Below are 19,990 nucleotides of genomic sequence, written 5' to 3'. Positions count from 1 at the left end.
ATAAAAAAAGGTACACATTGTGTACCTTTTTTGCTATATTATAAAGTCGAAAGTCATGAGGTCTTAAAGTAGAAAGTCATTGTGGATTCACAAAGGACTTTCTACTTTAAGACCTCATGGCTTTTTTATCCCATATTTTCGCCTTCACCATTTTCATTTTGTTTTGGCTTGTTGTCTTTGTCGGTTTTCTTTTTGTTGAAACGGTAGGTAAATGATAGCGTAAACTGTCTTTGTCGCCATTGCATTTCGCTATTTGAATTTACTGTTGGTAGTTGTAAATCTTGTTTTCTTTTTCTAGAATTGAAAACATCACTTACGTTGAACGAAATTGTTCCCATATCTTTTAAGACATCTTTACTAAAAGCAACATTTGCAGCTGCAATTCCATTTATTGTTCCTTGGCGGTATTTTTGTGGTGCATTGTAGGTTGCGTTTGTTTGCCATTCGATTTTATAAGGTAAAGTAATTTTTGATGTTATTCTCGTAAACCAAGTGTTGGCATTATAATCGAAATTTTGTACCACTAAATTGTTAGCACTATTTATGTATGAATAATCGCCTGTGGTTTTATTATTAAAGAAGTTGAAATTTCCGTTTATTTTCCACCATTTTTTGAAGGCGTAGTTTAAAGTAAATTCGAAACCTAATTTGTCATCATTAGATAAGTTGAATGGTGTATTTATGATTACAGGAACTCCATTTATAAAATCACCACGTTCTTTTCTAACTATTTGAAACGAATTTGTTGTATGATTAAAATAAGCTGATGTGCTTAATGTTACTTTATCCCATTTTCGTAAATATCCTAAATCGTAAGCGTCGCTCAATGCTGGATTTATGTCTGGATTTCCTTGAAACAAGTTGATGTTACTCGTATAAGAAGCAAACGGATTGATAAAACGATCTCTTGGTCTGGTAATTCGTTTGCTATAATTTAATGAAAGATTACTGTTTTCAGATATTTGGTAAGTTAGGAAAGCACTTGGAAAGAAATTATTATAATTTTTGGTTTTATAAATATTTGATGTCAATTGGTTTACTTCGATTCGAGAGTCCTCAAAGCGAAGTCCAAATAAATAAGATAATTTACTAATTTTTGAACCAAATTGAGCATACAAAGCATTTACATTTTCTTTATACTCTAGTTTGTTTGTAAACTGAGCTACGTTTGTAAATGAACTCGTAGGAGTTACTCTTTCTTGAATTTGATAATCAGCTAATAAGTTTACATAATTGCCTCTAAAACCTGCTTCGATTTGTGTATTTTCTTTAATTGGCAAAACATAATCTGCTTGAATAAGATTTCTATTTTGTTTGTTGATTTTTCTGGTATTTTCCGAGGAAACAAAATCATTAGTTTCTAGAATTTTACCTTCAATACCTGATGATTCATTTTCTTTTTCTTGAGAAAAGGCACCATCAATACTTAATTTGTGTCCGTCTTTTTTGAATTTTTTGATAAAATTTGTTGTGTATTCTACATTTTCGCTATTAGACGTTAAATCATTAAATCGTTGTCCTGTATTGATGAATGATTTGCTTCCGTCATAATTATAATACAATACATTTTCTTTGTTTCCTCCATCATTATTTCGGTAACTTAAAGCGTTTGTCCAAGAAGTGTTTTTGTCTAACAATAGTTCGATTCCAAAATTAACATTGGCTCCTTGTCCAAATTTCTGACTATCACGTCTTTCTTCAAGATATGATTTTAGACTTCCGTCAGGATTCAAATTTTCTTGGTCTATTTTTGTATTTCCAGGATTTTTACGTTTGTTATAACCAATTGTTGTAAACAAATTAAACTGTTCACTTTTCAGGTTAATATTTGCCGAAGCACTTGAGTTTTCAGGTTCTCCAGCTGATACGATAAACGTTCCGTTAAGCCCTTGGTTTTTTCCTTTTTTTAAGATAATGTTTATGATTCCGCCACCACCTTCAGCGTCATAACGAGCTGATGGATTGGTTACAACTTCTACTTTATCTATGGCATCGGCAGGAATAAGTCGCAAAGCATCACTCACATTTATTGCGCTCGATGGTTTTCCGTCTATAAGTATTCTTACATTTTCGTTACCGCGAAGACTTACCGTTCCTTCTGCACTTACTGTAACTGATGGAACATTGTCTAAAACATCGCTTACTGTTCCGCCTCTTACTAAGATGTCTTTTCCAACATTATATACTTTTTTGTCGAGTCTCATATCGACTGTAGTTTTTTCAGAACGAATTTCGACAGCATCTAATTTTTGAGCATCATCTTCAAGGGAAATGGTACCTAAATTTGTACTGGAATTAAATATTTGACTTTTAAGTTCGATAGTTTTAAAAGAAATGTACTCATATTTTACATCGTAAGTTCCAGAGTTTATTTCGATAGAAAATTCTCCTTTATTATCTGTAATTCCGCCAGAAACTGCTTGTGTAGTATTTGGTTTTCTGAAAGTAATTGTAGCGTATTCTAAAGGTAAAGAAGTCGTTTTTTCGATCATTTTACCAGTAATAGTAATTTTTTTATTTTCTGTTTTTTGTTGTGCAAAAAGTGTAGAAATACTTATTAAAAATAAAAATATAAAGGCTTTTTTAGGAAAAATCATAGTTTGATATTTATCAATTACAAAAATAATATTCAAATAATTGATTTTCTGCCAAAGTATTGTTAATTAAAGTATCTCATTAATTCTCTCTGTTGGTCTTGCAATTACTGCTTTGTCACCGTTTACAATAATGGGTCTTTCTATGAGCTTCGGATTATCAATCATTGCTTGAATGATTTGATCGTCAGATAGATTTTTATTTTTATAATCTGATATCCAGACGGTTTCTTTTTTTCTAACCAAATCTATTGGAGCAATGTTTAACTTTCGGAGCAATTCTTTTAGTTCGTCTTTGGTAGGAATATCTTCAATATAATTAATTACCTGAAAGGTTTCTTTTGTGTTTTCTAAAAAGCAAACGCCTTCTCTAGATTTAGAACAACGGGAATTATGGTAAATGGTAATCATATTTTTAGCTATATTTGGAATATTAAATTTTTGTTAAGATAAAAAACAAATTTAATGAAATGTATATAAATTAAACAACTAAAATATAATTATGCTTTTATTACGTGCTTTTAAATCAGAAAATCATTTCTGGAAATATCTAGTAGGTTCAATACTAATAATTATTGCATCAACAGTTGGTCAATTACCGTTAATGGGAATTGTAATGGCAAAATTAGTAGCAGAAGGAAAAGGTTTTTATAATCTTGACGAAACCAGTTTTATGACTGTTTTAGATAAAAATTTAACTTTGTTTTTAATTCTATTTTCTTTTCTCGTAGCGCTTGGCGCAATATATTTAGTACTGAAATTTTTGCACAAACAAACCTTGTTAGATATTATAACCATTAGAAAAAAGTTAGATTGGAAAAGAGTATTTTTCGCGTTTAGTATCTGGGGAATTTTTCAAATAATTGTTACCATAATTAGTTATTATGTTGCTCCCGAAGATTTTGTTTTAAATTTTAAACCTGTCCAATTTGGCATTTTAGCAGTCATTGCTATTCTGATGATTCCTATTCAGACCAGTGTCGAAGAACTTGTTTTTAGAGGATATCTTATGCAAGGATTTGGATTGTTAGCAAAAAATAAATGGTTTCCGTTACTCATGACTTCTCTGATTTTTGGATTAATGCATCTTGCCAATCCCGAAGTAGAAAAAATGGGTTATATCACAATGGTTTATTACATCGGGACAGGATTGTTTTTAGGAATTTTAGTGCTTATGGATGACGGGCTCGAACTTTCTCTAGGCTTTCATGCAGCAAATAATTTATTTGCAGCCTTATTGGTTACGTCAGACTGGACAGCTTTTCAAACTTATTCAATTCTAAAAGATGTTTCACAACCAGAGGCAGGTTTCGAAATCGTTTTTCCAGTATTGGTTATTTTTCCAATTTTATTATTTGTTTTTGCTAAAAAATACAATTGGACAAATTGGAAACAAAAATTAACTGGAAAATTAATAGTAACTCCGGAAGTGATAAACGTAGAAAATGACTAAACCAACTTACAAAAATGTTCATAATAAGTTTAAACTAAATGGTTTTCATTTTACGAAAGAAGATCTTTGTCGTGTGGCTTTTAGTTATATAAATGAAGGAATAGAGCACGAAAAACCTCTTGGTTCCTTTATTTTAGATTGGTTTGATGAGAAAACCTATCTAGAAATTATGACTTCTGGAACAACAGGAAAACCAAAAATCATAAAAGTCGAAAAGCAAGCCATGGCTAATTCGGCAATAGCAACAGGTGATTTTTTCGAACTGAAATCAGGAGATAAAGCCTTAAATTGTTTGCCTGTAAAATATATTGCAGGAAAAATGATGTTTGTTCGTGCTTTTATTTTAGGTTTAGATTTAGATTTTGTTGCGCCAAGTTCTAAACCAATGATTCGGAATGAAAACAATTACGATTTTGTAGCGATGGTTCCATTACAAGTCGAAAATTCATTAACACAATTGCATCAAATAAAAACATTGATTATTGGTGGAGCAAAAATAAATACCGATTTAGAAAAAAAAATAATTCAATCTAAATGTAACGTTTTCGAAACTTACAGTATGACCGAAACTGTTACGCATATTGCAGCAAAAAGAGTAGGAGAGAAGGCATTTACAACTTTGCCAAATGTTTCTATTTCGCAAGATGATAGATATTGTTTGGTTATTTCTGCACCAAATTTAAATGCAAAAAATATAGTGACTAATGATGTCATTGAATTACTTTCTGAAAATCAATTTATATGGTTGGGAAGGCAAGATAATGTAATAAATAGCGGCGGAATAAAATTATTTCCCGAGCAAATAGAAGCAAAGCTTTCAAATAAAATTGCCAATAAATTTTTTGTTGCTGGAATCCCTGACGAAAAATTAGGCGAACAATTAATACTTTTTATAGAAGGAAATCCATACGAAATTGAATCTTCCCTTTTTGAGGATTTAGATAAATATGAAAGACCAAAACAAATAAAATTCATTCCACATTTCGCCGAAACCGAAACTGGAAAAATTAAAAGAAATGAAGTAGTATCTTCATTTTTGTAAATCAATCAAAAACAACCAAAATATATGAAAACATACTCGATTCAAGAAATAAATGAAATCCTAAAAGGCGAAATTTCAGGAAATACAACACACAGTATAACAGCTCCAGAACAACTAGAATTAGCAAAGGAAACGGAGATTTCATTCATTGGTCATAAAAAATATGAAAAATATTGGGAAACATCAAAAGCTTGTGCAGCGATTGTAAACCAAGATATTTCGATAGAACCTGGAGAAAACAGGGTTTTTATAAAAGTAAAAAATGCCGATTTGGCCATGTCACAAGTCTTAGCTCTTTTCGCACCTCCATCACCAGTATTTAGAACAGCAATTCACCCAACAGCAATCATAGATGAAACCGCAATTATTGGAGATGATACAAGAATTGGAGCTGGAAGTTATGTTGGAGTAAATGTGAAAATCGGCAAAAATGTGACGATTTATCCTAATGTTACTATTCTCGACGAATGTACTATTGGAGACAATACAATTATTTGGTCAGGAACTGTAATTCGGGAACGATGTCATATTGGGAACGATTGTATTCTTCATCCTAACGCAACTATTGGTGCCGATGGTTTTGGATTTCGATCAGATCCGGAAAAAGGATTGGTTAAAATTCCTCAAATAGGAAATGTTATTATTGGAAATAATGTAGAAATAGGAGCCAACTCTTCAGTAGATAGAGGAAAATTTAGTTCGACCATTTTAGGAGATGGTTGTAAAATAGATAATTTGGTTCAGATAGGGCATAATAGTAAATTGGGAAAATTTTGTATTATGGCTGGTAACTCTGGTTTAGCAGGATCGGTTACTTTAGGAAACGGAGTAGTTATAGGAGGAAGTGCCTCGATAAAAGACCATTTAACATTGGGTGATGGTGCTATGGTTGGTGCGGGTTCTGGCGTTGCCGCCGATGTTCCTGCAGGAAAAGTAGTTTTAGGTTATCCAGCTGTCGATGCCAGAGATGCACTAAAACAATGGGCCATTTTAAAACGATTGGTTAAGGATTCTTCGAAGTAATTTTTTTGTAATTATTGTGGTTTAATACTCAGCGATTCAAATCACAATATATAATGTATCTATTATCAAACTAAGAAATAAAAAAGCAGAAATAACCTAATAGTTATTTCCGCTTTTTATGCTTCATCTTTAAAGAATCAGAATTTCAATGGTAAAATAAATTGAATTATCTAGTATAGATTTCAATATTACCATTTGCCTCTTTTAGCTTTAGTTCATGAATCGTAAGATTAACAATGTCTTGAACAGTAGTTACTCCATCAACAACTCTTGTTAAATTATTATGTGATCTGGAATAAATTCCCTCATCAGTAGTAAAAGAACAAGGAGCAATTGTTGAATCATAATCACCTTCTATTACTGTATTGTCAGATTTAAGTTCCATAAAATCCTTGTTACATCCGCTCTGATTTTGTGGTGCATCAGTCAATGTTTCCGTTCCACTAGCAGTAGTACCTACTTTACTAAATTCCCATTTTCCAGTTAAAGGAACAATGGTTTCTCCTCCATTTCCGGGCTCATCATCATTATTACAAGAAACTGTAAACAATCCGATACTTAACGCTAATGCTAGTAATATACTTCGATTTTTCATGATTAATTCTTTAAAATTTATATATTCAAAGTTATCAGTAAAGCTTTGCGGTAATGTTATAGAATTATTTAAAATAATTGTAAAATTAATTATTAGAAAGGATCTAATTAATTTAGAAAATATTTTTAAGGAATATTCTTTATATTTTTTTCTATTTGATAATAAATAATTGAGAGTATTCAAACATAGAGCAACGAAAAAAGGGTTCGATTTTAATTAAAAAATCAAACCCATATACCTAAATCTTTACAATTTTTGGGATGAAACTTGGACTAATTAAAAAATATATTATTTATTTTTCTCAACCCATTTTTTTGCATTCACAAATGCTTCATGCCAAGGCGAAACATCATCTTTTTTGTGAGTTGGATAATTAGCCCAATTCCAAGGAAAAGTAGAGCGCTCAATATGTGGCATCATCACTAAATGACGACCAGTTGTGTCACACATCATGGCAGTATTATAATCGGAACCATTAGGATTTGCCGGATAGCTATCGTAACCATATTTTCCTACGATATTATAATTTTCTTCTGCTTCTGGTAAATTAAACTTTCCTTCTCCATGAGAAACCCAAACACCAAGAGTTGCACCTTCTAGAGAAGAAAGCATCACAGAGTTATTTTTTTGAACTGTTACTGATGTAAAAATACTCTCATGTTTTTGACTTTCATTGTGGAGCATTTTTCCATGTACTTTGTGTTCAGGATTAACGAGTTCTAATTCCATAAACAATTGACATCCATTACAAATTCCAACAGAAAGTGTGTCTTCTCTTTTGAAGAAATTTTTCAAAGCGGTATTTGCTTTTTCATTATATAAAAATGCTCCAGCCCAACCTTTTGCCGATCCCAATACATCAGAATTCGAGAATCCACCTACAGCTCCAATAAACTGAATGTCTTCTAAAGTTTCACGACCTGAAATTAAATCGGTCATGTGCACATCTTTTACATCAAAACCTGCTAAGAACATAGCATTTGCCATTTCACGTTCGGAGTTACTTCCTTTTTCGCGAATAATAGCTGCTTTCGGACGTGGTTTTAAGTTATCTATTGATGGTGTTTTTCCGTCAAAATGAGTAGGAAAAGTGTAAGTAAGCGGTTGGTTTTTGTAATTGTTGTAACGCGCTAAAGCTGTTCCGTTTTTTGATTGTTTTGAATCTAATAGGAATGACGTTTTGTACCAAGTATTTCTTAATTGAGCTACATCAAAATTGAAATTATCATCAAAATTTGTAATCGAAATTGTATTTCCTTCAACGACAGTACCAATATTGAAAATTTCGATATTATTTTGAGCAAAAACAGCTTCGACAGAACCATCAGCTTGAAAAATAACTGCAATATTTTCGTTAAATAAAGTTTTTACAGTATCGTTTTCACCTAAAGAAGACAAATCGATTTTTGCACTCAAATTAACATCTGCAAAACACATTTCTAATAAAGAGGTAATTAATCCACCGCTTCCAATATCGTGTCCCGCTTGAATTTTACGTTCTTTAATTAAATCTTGCAAAATGTTGAACGCTTTTTTGAAGAAAATAGCGTCTTTAATAGTAGAAACTTCAGTTCCAATTTTGTTTAAAACTTGTGCAAATGAACTTCCACCTAATTTGAAAGAATCTTGCGATAAATTTAGATAGTAAATATTTCCGCCATTATGTTGTAAAACAGGTTCTACGACTTTAGTAATATTTGTACAGTTTCCGGCTGCAGAAATAATAACCGTTCCCGGTGCAATCACTTCATCATTTGGATATTTTTGCTTCATCGAAAGAGAATCTTTTCCTGTTGGAATATTGATTCCTAATTCGATTGCAAAATCTGAACAACTTTTTACAGCGGCATATAAGCGTGCATCTTCGCCTTCGTTTTTACAAGCCCACATCCAGTTGGCTGAAAGAGAAATTCCATTTAAACCGTCTTTAATTGGAGCCCAAACAATATTAGATAAAGATTCTGCAATAGCTGTTCTTGTTCCAGCAACGGGATCAATTAATGAAGCTATTGGTGAATGTCCTATAGAAGTAGCAATACCTTCTTTTCCTTGATAATCTAATGCCATGACACCACAATTATTTAATGGTAATTGTAATGGCCCTGCACATTGTTGTTTGGCGACTTTTCCACCAACGCAACGGTCTACTTTATTGGTTAACCAATCTTTACAAGCTACAGCTTCTAATTGTAATACTTGTTCTAAATAAGTTGCAATTTTATCTTTAGAATATTCTAATTCTGAATATTTTCGATCGATAGTTTTATCGGTCATAACCACCTTTGGTGAACTTCCGAAGAAATCTTCCAAAGCATAATCCATAGGTTTTGCACCTGTCGATTTAGATTGGAATGTAAAACGATGGTCGGCTGTAACATCACCCACTTGGTACATTGGCGCACGCTCTCTGTCGGCAATTCTTTGCAAAATATCAATGTCTTTTTTACCAATAACCAATCCCATTCTTTCTTGAGATTCGTTACCTATAATTTCTTTTGCCGATAATGTAGGATCGCCAATAGGTAATTTGTCTAAATCGATTAAACCGCCTGTTTCTTCAACTAATTCTGACAAACAGTTTAAATGTCCTCCTGCTCCGTGATCGTGAATAGAAACAATTGGGTTGTTATCGCTTTCTACCAATCCACGAATGGCATTGGCAGCACGTTTTTGCATTTCTGGGTTAGAACGTTGAATCGCGTTTAATTCAATTCCAGTACTAAAAGCACCAGTATCTGCCGATGAAACTGCTGCGCCACCCATTCCGATTCTATAGTTTTCTCCGCCAAGAATAACGATTTTGTCACCTTCTTGTGGTTTTTTCTTAATGGCTTGGTCTAGTTTTCCGTAACCAATTCCGCCTGCTTGCATGATTACTTTGTCGAAACCTAGTTTGCGAGCTTCTTCTTCGTGTTCAAATGTCAAAATTGAACCTGTAATTAGCGGTTGTCCAAATTTGTTACCAAAATCGGAAGCCCCATTTGACGCTTTTATTAAAATATCCATTGGTGTTTGGTACAACCATGGCCTTTCGTTCATTGCATTTTCCCAAGGTTTTTCCTGAGTAGCTTCTAATCTGGAATAAGATGTCATGTAAACAGCAGTTCCAGCCAATGGTAAGGAACCTTGTCCTCCAGCCAAACGGTCACGTATTTCTCCTCCTGATCCTGTTGCAGCTCCATTAAAAGGTTCAACTGTAGTAGGGAAGTTGTGCGTTTCTGCTTTTACAGATATAACAGAATCAAATTCTTTAATTTCATAAAAATCAGGTTTGTCTGCACTTTTTGGAGCAAATTGTTGCACACGAGGTCCTTTTACAAAGGCAACATTATCTTTATAAGCTGAAACAATATCATTAGGATTTTCAGCTGATGTTTTTTTGATTAATTTGAATAATGAAGTAGGCATTTCTTCTCCATCAATAACAAAAGTTCCGTTGAAAATTTTGTGACGACAGTGTTCTGAATTGGCTTGAGAGAAAGCAAAAACTTCCGAATCAGTTAGTTTTCTACCTAATTTTATCGCCAAATGATCTAAATAATCTACTTCTTCTTGACTTAAAGCCAAACCTTCTTGTTTGTTGTAAGTTGCAATATCATCAATATCCAAAATAGGTTCAGGCTGAATATTAATGGTATATATTTCTTGATTTAATTCCGTGTACTTTTGTGACAGCATTGGGTCGAAGTCAGTAAAATCGGCTGAAATTTTTTCAAATTCTTCAATTCTAATAATTCCTGAAATCCCCATGTTTTGGGTAATTTCAACTGCATTTGTACTCCAAGGCGTAATCATTGCGGCACGAGGGCCAACAAAAAAATCCGTAAGCACGGATTTTTCTATTTTATTTGAGTCGCCAAAAAGCCAGTTTAGTTTTGAAATATCTTGAGTTGAAATCTCGTTTTGCGACTGAACTGCAAAAACCGTGTTGGTTTGGTTTCCGAAGAAATAAATCATTGTGTTTGTGTTTGTGTGTTGTTGTTTGAAAGTGCAAATTTAATGATTTTCAATTAAATTATAGCATAAAAAAAAGCGACATTTCTGTCGCTTCTTTATTTTTAGTTGATTATAATTTTTTTAGTTATCGATTCGTTGCCATTACTTACTTTAATTAAATAAATTCCTTTTTGAAGATTAGAAACCGATTCTATTGCATTAGTATTTTTTTTATCGAATACTTTTTCACCAATTAATGAATAGATTTCTACACAGTAGCTTTCGTTTGAATTATCAAAATAAATATTAAAATTTCCGTTTGATGGATTTGGATAAATATTAAAATTGGAATTTATTGTTGCTTTTATTTCATCTGTATTCCCTGACTTATTTCCCAATCCTGTGCAAGTATCTGTTGCAAAAACATCCCAATCGGTTGTTTTATTAAAAGTAGCTTTTGGAACAGTAGCAGTTGCTTTTCTTCTTAAAGTTTCATCTGCCGAAAAGTTTGCTGTGCCTCCATTGAAATCTCCAATAACATCTATAAGAACTCCATTTTTAAATAATCCAATAGCATCATTTCCATTGAAAGTCATATCTGTTGAAGTTGTTGATAAATTTGCTGTTGTTGTAGAATAACAAGTTGATGAAATTAAACTATTTACAATTACATATTTTGCGTTATTTGCAATTGTTCCCGAAAGTATTATTCCTGTACTCCAAGAACCTGCCCCATTAGTTTGTTTTTTTATACTATAAGTAGAAAGATTTACAGAAACTCCTGTTACATTTGTTATTTCTAAAGCTTTATTGTTAGAAAAACCTTCGAGGTATTCAGAAAAATACAAATTAGTAACACTTGGAGCTGATGAATTTGTTGTTGAATTTATTGTTACACTTGATGCCGAAACATTGGTAGCAGCGTCCTTGGCTTTAACATAAAAAGAATAAGTTGTAGCAGCTGTTAATCCAGTTATTGAGGTATTTGTAGAAGTAACTGATGTTCTCAAACTTCCATTCATATATATATCATAACCAGAAACTGCAACATTATCTGTCGAAGCAGTCCAATTTAAATTTATTGATGTAGTTGTTATTCCTGATGCAGTTAAGCCTGTTGGACTTGTTGGAGCTTGAGTGTCTGCCGGTGCTAAGGTTGTTGCATTTATAGTTGTGCTATTAGCAGAACTATTTCCAGCAGCATCTTTTGCTTTAACATAAAAAGAATAAGCTGTTGATCCTGCAAGTCCTGTTATTGAAGTAGAAATTGAAGTAATTGTAGTTCTAAGAACGCCATTCATATAAACATCGTAACCTGTAATGCCAACATTATCAGTAGATGCAGTCCATGATAAGTTTAGTGAAGTTGATGTAATTGATGAAGCTACTAAATTTGTTGGTACTGTTGGGGCTTGTGTATCGGAAGTTGGTACACCACTTCCCCAAATCATATTTACATATTCTGGATGATCTATAAATGGGTTTCTGTTTCCTTGGCGAACATAAATAGCATTGTTACGAGCAATTTCTCTAGCACTAACTGGATCTTGAGAATTCCAAGCTAAAAGCATATTTAAAAAAGGAGTACTAAAAACCTGATTACTTGTTCCATTAAACATAGCATAAGAATATCCAGCAACTGTATTTTGATAACGAGTGGCAAAATAGAAATACATCCTAGCCACATCTCCTTTAAATTCGTTGATAGGTTCAAAAACTGTTCCAGTATAACCAGAAACAGAACTTGTTCCTAGTTTACTTCCGTTTAATGATGTCCATGAAGCAGTTGCAACTGTTCCGTGGGGATAATTACTTCTCATGCCATTTACTTTTCCATCAGTTGGCGGAATAAAATGAGCATCTGCGACCATAGGTGACGCAGTATTAAATACAGATTGTGGAATAATATGTTCTCTATTATAACAATTACCTTCGGTACTATAAGTTCCGCATTGGCTTGTACCGTATGTATATTTGTATGGATCTACACTAGTTGGTTTTTCTGAATAAATATCTATTATAGAATTATCATTTTCGTACTGGTTATCTCTGTCTGATGTTGAATAAGTTGTCCAAAGTCCATCATATCCATTATTTGTATGACCTGTAATCTTATTATACAATTGTGTTTTTAGTGTGTAACTCGTTCCAGTAGCGGTACTGTAATATCCGGTTGGAATTTGAGCAAATGAATAAATTGAAAATAGTAATGTGAGTAATTGTAGTCTTTGCTTCATTTTGTTATTGTTTGTTAGTTAGTGTTCTAAGTTTGGTTAAAATTTAAAAACTCATGCAAAAGTATTGGTTAATAAAACAACGAGTAAATAATCGATATTAATTAATTGTTAAGTTATTTATTATTGATAGTTAATTGTTTAGGATAAAAATAGCCATAAAAAAAGCGGCAAATTTGCCGCTTTTAATTAGTTAATAACAATCTTTTTAACAATAGATTTATTATCTGAACTTAGTTTTAGGAAATAAAATCCATGAGGTAAATTTTCTAAAGTGTATTTGTTTTGATTTCTAATAGGATTAGAAACTTGTTGCATAATTTGCCCGTTTACATTTATTAACTGAATTTCATCTAAATCATTTTCAGTTTCAATATTTACTGTTTGATCGTTTGATGGATTTGGATAAACGTTTATATCTGCAATAAGCTCGAAAGAATTAGTACTTAATGTACAACCTGCACCCCAAACTCGGCAAACATATTCAGGATGATCTATGTAAGGATTTCTGTTACCTTGATGTGCATAAGATGCATTGTTTCTTACTATTTCTTTTGTACTTACAGGGTCTTGTAAATTCCAAGTTAGAAGAATGTTTAAAAAAGTAGGTGAAAAAGTTTGATTTGCAGACCCATCAAACATTACTCTAGCATCAACAGTAGTATATGTTGTGTAGAAAGAAGCCATTTGATCTTCATATCTTGTAGCAAAATATAAATATACACGAGCAACATCTCCTTTAAATTCATCTATAGGTTCAAAAACAGTTCCCGAAAATCCTGCTGAATAACCAGAGTTTAATGCTGAACCTAATTTAGAACCATTGCTTGATGTGTATGACGCCACATTTACTCTTCCAAAAGCCCAATCATTGTGTATAGAATTTACCTTACCATCAGTTGGGTAAACATGATGTATATCATTACGCATTATTCCTGCACTACCAAAATAGGATTGTGGGATCATATGTTCTCTATTATAACAATCACCTTCATTGGTATAACTTCCACATTGTCCAGAATTTGCACCTGAAGTTGTATTGAAATTAAAATTATGAGTGTCTGGACCTGAAGGTATTTCTGTATAAATATCAACAATTGTATTGTCATTTTCGTATCCAATTCCATTATCTCTATCTGTTGTGCCATAACCTGACCATAAACCATTGTTAGTTTGACTGGTACCAGAACCATATCCTCTATCTATATGAAGATATTCTGGATTTAATCCATCATTTACATTATCAATAATTTTTTTTAACTGTGTTTTTAGAGTATAACCAGTTCCAGTAGCAGAGCTATAATAATTAGTAGGAATTTGTGCAAATCCTAAACTAGCACTAAGTAATAATAATAAGTAGATTTTTTTCATGATAAATAAAATTTAAAAAATTTGGGCTAGCAAACATAAGCCTAATTTTAGGATTAAAAATAAAAAAACAACTTTATTAATCAAACTTTATGATTTAATAATATTCAACAAATATCTTTTAAATTTTACGCTCCAATAAAGCCATATAAAAACCATCAAACCCTGATTCTGAGGCCAGAATTTTTCTATCTTCAATAAAGGTAAAGCTTTTTCCTGTTTCTGTTGTTAAAAATTTCTCAATTTGTTCTTGGTTTTCAGACGGTAAGATAGAACAAGTTGCATAAACTAGTTTCCCTCCAGGTTTTACAATTCGTGAGTAACTTTCTAGCACTTCGGCTTGTATTTTTTTGATATTCTCGATGAATTCTGGTTGTAATTTCCATTTTGCATCTGGATTACGCTTTAGAACTCCTAATCCGCTACAAGGTGCATCAATAAGAACTCTATCAGCTTTTTCAGCTAGTTTTTTAATAACTTTTGTAGAATCGATAATTTTATATTCGATATTAAAAGCACCATTACGTTTTGCACGAAGTTTTAGTTGTTTTAATTTACTTTCATACAAATCCATAGCAATAAGTTGCCCTTTGTTTTCCATTAAGGAAGCCAAATGCAATGTTTTTCCACCAGCACCAGCACAAGTATCTACGACTCTCATTCCTGGTTTTACATCAAGAAAAGCAGCTACTAACTGAGAATTAGCATCTTGTACTTCGAATAATCCTTGTTTGAAAGCATCGGTCAAAAATACATTAGCTCTTTCTTTTAGCACTAAAGCATCTGGTTGGTCTTTTAAAATATCAGTGTCTATATTCAAATCCATTAAAATAGCACGTAATTTTTCGCGAGTTGTATTTAATGTATTTGTTCTTAATATAACTTTTGCAGGTTGGTTTTGAGCAGCAATTTCGGTAGCCCAAACTTTTTCTCCAAGTTCTTTTACTCCTAAAGCATCCATCCAATCTGGAATAGATTCTTTGATGGCTCTGTTTTTAGATAGTTCGTCGAAACGACCTTTTATTTTGCGTTCAGGTGTTCCTTCTAGTTGTCTCCAATCAGGAATTGGGTAACCACGCATAACAGCCCATGAAGCAAACATTCTCCAAATATTGTCTCTATCGAAAGGCTCTTTAACTTCTGCAATTTCTGAATATAAACGCTTCCAACGTACAATTTCATAGATAGTTTCGGCAACAAACTTACGGTCTGAACTTCCCCAACGCTTGTCTTTTTTTAATGCTCGCGCTACTACTTTGTCTGCATATTCTCCTTCGTTGAAAATAGCGTTTAATGAATCTATTGTGGTGTAAACTAAATTTCTATGTAATCTCATTTTTCTAAAATTGAGGTGCAAAGGTACAATATAATAGTCTAAAGTTTAAAGTCATAAAGTCAATTTACCATTATATTATGGTTTTCTACTTTTTAATAACTGAAATAATTGAAAAATGGCCAATCCGAAAAAGATAATCCAAATATTGTTTGATATAAAATTATCAGAAATAATTCCTTGATTGGTAATTTTTTTAAGTCCTAAAACTAATAGTAACATTCCAGAAAATGTACCAAATAATGTTCCTAAGACATAGACATATTTTAAGTTTTTTACTGAGGAGATATACTTTTCATTAACCAAAAAAATATTCCAACTAAACCAAAATGGAATTTGTGCAAAGTTTAAAGAACTCAGAATTAATCCAATAATAAAAGATGGATACATTAAAAAAGTAACTGCACTATTATGATTTTCATTCTTTTGCGATTGTGAAGGATAAAAATAAATTGTTATAAAAATTAAAAAAATAATTGAAAATATTGAAATCCAACTTTTAAGTTTAGGGTTTAAAATCAGTTTGTTAGCAAAATAAAAAGTACTATAAATTATAATTCCTTCAACAATTACAACGCCAAATAAATAATATAATAATTGAGTAAGATTTGATTTGTTGTAAATTTCGAATCCAATAAAATTTAAATAACCTAGCGGAATCGAACCCACGAAACTGACTAAAAATCCGACTATAAAGTTTTTTAAATGTTTCAAAATTATTAAAAATTACATATTTTATTATTTTGTTCTAGATGTAATCGATATTGATACATTCCTTGCTTATGTGTCAGAAAAGGAACTCCCTTTTTATTATTTTCTACGCTAATTTTATACATGTAAGTAATATGTCTTGCTAACTCTTTCCAAGCAAAAAAGATAGAATGTTTAGGGTCATAAATATGAGTTGGTTCACTTGCAGCACCATTTATTTCTACTACTTGAAAGTTTTTTCCTTCTTCTAATTCTGCTATAGAATTGTACATTAAATCCATTCGTCCGAAATAAAACCCATCTATTTGCAAACACATTTCATTTATCACATTAGTTAATTTATCTGAAATTAAATAACTAGCATCAACAAATTTTGAACCACGACAATGATTTCCGAAAGGAACTAAATTTAATTTTTCATCTTTAACTAAAACTTCATCTAATTTATTTTTATATTCTTTTTCTAAAGTAGTTAACTGCATTTCAAATCTTGGATTTTGCTTTATTAACTCTTTGATTGTCAGTTTTCCGTCGCCAGTAACAATCATAAATTCTTTGGCTACTATTCCTGTGATTTTTCCTTTTTCTTGGTTGGGAAATCGCACATAAAAAACACCAATTTCGTTAGGGAAAGGAATTAAATCTTGAACTAAATAATCAAAATTTGCATTTTTGTTATACTCATTCAATTCATCAACAGATTTTATTTTTTTTACTGCTGAACCTCGTAAACCTATATCTGGTTTCACAATTAATGGAAAGGGAATATTCGATTTTTCTTTAGCAATTAAAACTTCTTCAAAAGAAGTTTTGTGTTTTATTAATGTTGTTTTTGGGTAATATTTTTGAGGAATCAAATCATAAATTTCCTTTTTACTTTCCATAAAAAATCCTCCGTTTCGCATTGTTGGATTTGAAGTATTAAAAAAGAAAATTGTCCTAGATTTTAAAGCATAAAAAGCCCATAAAAAATTGATAGGAAAATATACGATTTTCGAAGGCCAATATTCCCAATTGGTCAATTTATGAAGAAATAATCGCATTAAATTACTATAAATGAATTGGTGAATTCCTGATTTTCTATTAAATCATAATGAGTTAATGAAACCTTATTTTTCTCGATAACAGTTTGTGTGATACTTAAGGTTTTCAATTCGTTATTACGATTTATAACCAATCCGTTTTCTTTATTATTGTCTTCGGTATTTTTGTGAAAATGCAACATATTTAATTCTGAAACACTATTTTTAGATTCTAAAAAATCATAAAACCATTGTTTTCTTTGTTCCCGAATTGCTAACGGATATAAGGTCGATGATGACCAAATATGATTTTTTGTTGTTTCCAATTCTGTGATTTCTTTTTTTAATTCATTCCATTGTAATTGATATAATTTTTGATTTTCAAAAACAACCAATGTAAATGGTTCAATATTGTCGAGATTTATTTCCTGCCAAAATAAAATTATAGATTCCGAACTAATTAAATCTAATACTATTAATCCTCTACTTTTTCTGTAACTAGATTTTAGTTCATGTTTTTCTTTGGCACCATTTAACAAAACAATAATATGTGCTTTATCATCTACAGCATACCAAGTTCCGCCCGCTTTTTGGTCTTTTGGGAAAAATATTTTTTTATCATTTACTAAATGAATTTTGGGCTCTATAGCTTTTTCTCTAGTGACTTTTTCATCTCTATTTGAAGTAATGATATATTTACCATTACTGTTTACAAAACTTACTGTGCACATTGTTTTTTGTATTCGATAGTTGATGGAGCAATTCCGAAAGTATCAGTTACTTGTATGTTATCTAACTGAAAAACAGCTACTTTTATAAGTGCTTGGTGGTGAATACAGTGTTCTAAATTGTATAATAATTCTCTAAAATAATTAGTTTCAATCGACACGTAATTTTCGTAAAACATCTGATTCAGAACTATATTTTTATTTTCTCTTTCGATAGATTTAATAATTTTGTCTATAGTTTGAATTGCAAAATCGGTATTTGTTTGAATTAAATTATTTCTTACTCTATCATCATAATTCAACAAACCAGATTCGTAAGAATTGAGCAAACACTGAAACATTTCTATGATATGTCTTGAATGTTCGCCTATTGATGAATTTCCTAAATATAAAATAGGTAAAGTAAAATCTTCATTAGATAATTGATTTAATAAATCCTTTAATTCTTCAAGTGTATGTTTTACAATAATAAAATTCATAGTTTATTTTATCAAAAAATTAATATCTTTTTTGTATCTAAAGGCTAAAAATAAGCTTAAAATAAATGTTATGCAAGCTAAAAAAAATAAAGTTCCGCCATCATTTTTTACTTCGATACCAATTATAAATAGATGAGAAACTATGGCAACAAACATGGTTGACATGGATGTGAAAGCTGCATAAAATTTAGTTTTATCCACAAATAAAAATATAGATGCAACTAATTCTATAATTCCGGAACTAATTCTTCCAAGTGGTTCCGCTCCTAATTTTGTGAATATATAAACAGATTCAGGGCTTGCCGTAAATTTGAAATATAATGTTTGTAACAAAATAAAAGCAATAATTATTTTTGCTGTTCTGTTTATTAAAATTGAATTCATAATTAATATTTTTTCCAGTTTAAATCGGCTTTTATTTTTAATTGTTTTTCGTCATTATTCCAACTTTTCAGTGTGTTATTAAAATAAGCGTTGTAAAAAAGATATAGCTTATTATCAGTAATTTTGAAAGTTTCAGGATCAATATCGACCTTATCTCCAGAACTTCCCATAGCATAAGCACACCATCCGCCATATTGAGGCTCATATGTTGCTGGCATTTTCGCAAAGCTTTCTTTATTTTCTTTTGTAGAAAAATTATATATCACTCCTTCATGAGTAAATGATAATTCTTTCTTACCTTTTATTGCTTTTTTTTGTTTAAAATAAGCTACAGGATCATAACCTTGTATGGCTATTTTCTTTTCTAGATTAAAGGGTTCTGATTTTTTTGTATTTTGAGAAAAACTAGAAAGCGTAAAAAGTAAAGCTATAATTAATAATTGTTTTTTCATTTTTCATTTTTTTAAAGCTGTTCCAACTGCTAATAATAATTTGTTAGATATTCTTGTTTTGTAATCTGGACTAATGTATTCGAACTCGATTTCGTTTTCTTCATTTATGATAAATAGCGAAGGAACAGGAAGAAAGTCATTTTTTACTCCATGCAAAACAGTTTTTAACTGCTTTTTTAAACCATTTGGGATACTATAACCTATTCCTAAAGCTTTTATGAAATCTCCTTTACTGTCTGACAATAAGGTATAGCTTAGTTTGTCTTTTGTGATAGTTTCTCTCAATGATTCTGGAGAATCTGGACTTATAGCAATAATCTGATAGCCCATTTCGATTAGTTTTTCTTCGACTTCGCCTAAAGCACTTAAATGTAAATTGCAGTAAGGACACCAGCCACCACGATAGACGGCAAGGATCGTTTTTTTAGTTTTTGTAAGATCTTCAAAATTTATATTTTTCCCGTCGATGCTTTGAACCTTTATTGACGGAATTTTTTCGCCAATAAGCAACGGAGAAATTTCTGTTGCCGATTTTGGTAAATCAGTTTGAGCATTTACGGCACAACAGAAAATTGAAACTATAAGATAAATATACTTTTTCATAATTGTTTTATTTATTATTTCAAAAATAAGTAG

At 31.3% G+C, this 19,990-nt stretch carries 17 protein-coding genes; 3 read left to right on the top strand and 14 right to left on the bottom strand.

The annotated features are described in order from the left end of the window. Window positions 1–125: 125 nt before the first annotated feature. Together ACH2BP_RS06080 and arsC are read right to left on the bottom strand one after the other, a co-directional pair. Window positions 126–2,597, bottom strand: a complete 2,472-nt coding sequence (locus ACH2BP_RS06080) for a TonB-dependent receptor domain-containing protein (RefSeq protein WP_395058014.1) — start codon at window positions 2,595–2,597, stop codon at window positions 126–128. 66 nt (window positions 2,598–2,663) lie between these two features. Then, window positions 2,664–3,005, bottom strand: coding sequence for an arsenate reductase (glutaredoxin) (gene arsC / locus ACH2BP_RS06075; protein WP_395058012.1), 342 nt, complete (start codon window positions 3,003–3,005; stop codon window positions 2,664–2,666). A gap of 91 nt (window positions 3,006–3,096) precedes the next feature. Here arsC and ACH2BP_RS06070 point away from each other — a divergent pair, with 91 nt between their 5' ends. The 3 genes from ACH2BP_RS06070 to lpxD are packed head-to-tail and all read left to right on the top strand — an operon-like array spanning window position 3,097 to window position 6,112. Continuing rightward, on the top strand, window positions 3,097–4,047 hold the full coding sequence (locus ACH2BP_RS06070) for a CPBP family intramembrane glutamic endopeptidase (RefSeq protein WP_395058010.1): 951 nt from the start codon (window positions 3,097–3,099) through the stop codon (window positions 4,045–4,047). After that, window positions 4,040–5,089 (top strand): AMP-binding protein, encoded by a 1,050-nt coding sequence (locus ACH2BP_RS06065; protein ID WP_395058008.1) that lies wholly within the window; start codon window positions 4,040–4,042, stop codon window positions 5,087–5,089. The genes ACH2BP_RS06070 and ACH2BP_RS06065 overlap by 8 nt, the downstream gene beginning before the upstream one ends. 24 nt (window positions 5,090–5,113) lie before the next feature. After that, window positions 5,114–6,112 (top strand): UDP-3-O-(3-hydroxymyristoyl)glucosamine N-acyltransferase, encoded by a 999-nt coding sequence (gene lpxD, locus ACH2BP_RS06060; protein WP_395058006.1) that lies wholly within the window; start codon window positions 5,114–5,116, stop codon window positions 6,110–6,112. Between the two features lie 166 nt (window positions 6,113–6,278). Here lpxD and ACH2BP_RS06055 read toward each other — a convergent pair whose 3' ends face one another. The 12 genes from ACH2BP_RS06055 to ACH2BP_RS06000 form a co-directional block, all read right to left on the bottom strand. Further along, entirely contained in the window at window positions 6,279–6,707 is a 429-nt protein-coding gene (locus ACH2BP_RS06055) for a hypothetical protein (RefSeq protein WP_395058004.1), read from the bottom strand. A 288-nt stretch (window positions 6,708–6,995) separates the two neighbouring features. Beyond that, window positions 6,996–10,664: a phosphoribosylformylglycinamidine synthase gene (gene purL, locus ACH2BP_RS06050; protein ID WP_395058002.1), complete on the bottom strand. Its 3,669-nt coding sequence runs from the start codon at window positions 10,662–10,664 to the stop codon at window positions 6,996–6,998. 101 nt (window positions 10,665–10,765) lie between these two features. Further along, window positions 10,766–12,880 carry an endonuclease gene (locus tag ACH2BP_RS06045; protein WP_395058000.1) on the bottom strand — a complete coding sequence of 705 codons (2,115 nt, stop codon included), beginning with the start codon at window positions 12,878–12,880 and terminating at the stop codon, window positions 10,766–10,768. A 186-nt stretch (window positions 12,881–13,066) separates the two neighbouring features. Further along, window positions 13,067–14,248 carry an endonuclease gene (locus ACH2BP_RS06040; protein WP_395057998.1) on the bottom strand — a complete coding sequence of 394 codons (1,182 nt, stop codon included), beginning with the start codon at window positions 14,246–14,248 and terminating at the stop codon, window positions 13,067–13,069. A 118-nt stretch (window positions 14,249–14,366) separates the two neighbouring features. Continuing rightward, window positions 14,367–15,581: an RsmB/NOP family class I SAM-dependent RNA methyltransferase gene (locus ACH2BP_RS06035; protein WP_395057996.1), complete on the bottom strand. Its 1,215-nt coding sequence runs from the start codon at window positions 15,579–15,581 to the stop codon at window positions 14,367–14,369. A gap of 75 nt (window positions 15,582–15,656) precedes the next feature. Next, window positions 15,657–16,292: a hypothetical protein gene (locus ACH2BP_RS06030; RefSeq protein ID WP_395057994.1), complete on the bottom strand. Its 636-nt coding sequence runs from the start codon at window positions 16,290–16,292 to the stop codon at window positions 15,657–15,659. Window positions 16,293–16,297: 5 nt separating this feature from the next. Continuing rightward, on the bottom strand, window positions 16,298–17,194 hold the full coding sequence (locus ACH2BP_RS06025; RefSeq protein WP_395057992.1) for a D-alanine--D-alanine ligase: 897 nt from the start codon (window positions 17,192–17,194) through the stop codon (window positions 16,298–16,300). Window positions 17,195–17,331: 137 nt separating this feature from the next. Beyond that, window positions 17,332–18,042 (bottom strand): NRDE family protein, encoded by a 711-nt coding sequence (locus ACH2BP_RS06020; RefSeq protein ID WP_395057990.1) that lies wholly within the window; start codon window positions 18,040–18,042, stop codon window positions 17,332–17,334. After that, a complete protein-coding gene (locus ACH2BP_RS06015) occupies window positions 18,030–18,518 on the bottom strand; it encodes a DinB family protein (RefSeq protein ID WP_395057988.1) in 489 nt (162 codons plus the stop codon). The genes ACH2BP_RS06020 and ACH2BP_RS06015 overlap by 13 nt, the downstream gene beginning before the upstream one ends. A gap of 3 nt (window positions 18,519–18,521) precedes the next feature. Beyond that, window positions 18,522–18,902 carry a DoxX family protein gene (locus ACH2BP_RS06010; RefSeq protein WP_395057986.1) on the bottom strand — a complete coding sequence of 127 codons (381 nt, stop codon included), beginning with the start codon at window positions 18,900–18,902 and terminating at the stop codon, window positions 18,522–18,524. Between the two features lie 2 nt (window positions 18,903–18,904). After that, a complete protein-coding gene (locus ACH2BP_RS06005; protein ID WP_395057984.1) occupies window positions 18,905–19,354 on the bottom strand; it encodes a YHS domain-containing (seleno)protein in 450 nt (149 codons plus the stop codon). A 3-nt stretch (window positions 19,355–19,357) separates the two neighbouring features. Continuing rightward, window positions 19,358–19,957 (bottom strand): peroxiredoxin family protein, encoded by a 600-nt coding sequence (locus tag ACH2BP_RS06000; protein WP_395057982.1) that lies wholly within the window; start codon window positions 19,955–19,957, stop codon window positions 19,358–19,360. Between the last annotated feature and the right edge of the window lie 33 nt (window positions 19,958–19,990).

The organism is Flavobacterium sp. (assembly GCF_043756175.1).
In the GTDB taxonomy this organism is placed as follows: Bacteria; Bacteroidota; Bacteroidia; order Flavobacteriales; family Flavobacteriaceae; genus Flavobacterium.
This window is presented reverse-complemented; position numbering and strand designations above follow the sequence as displayed.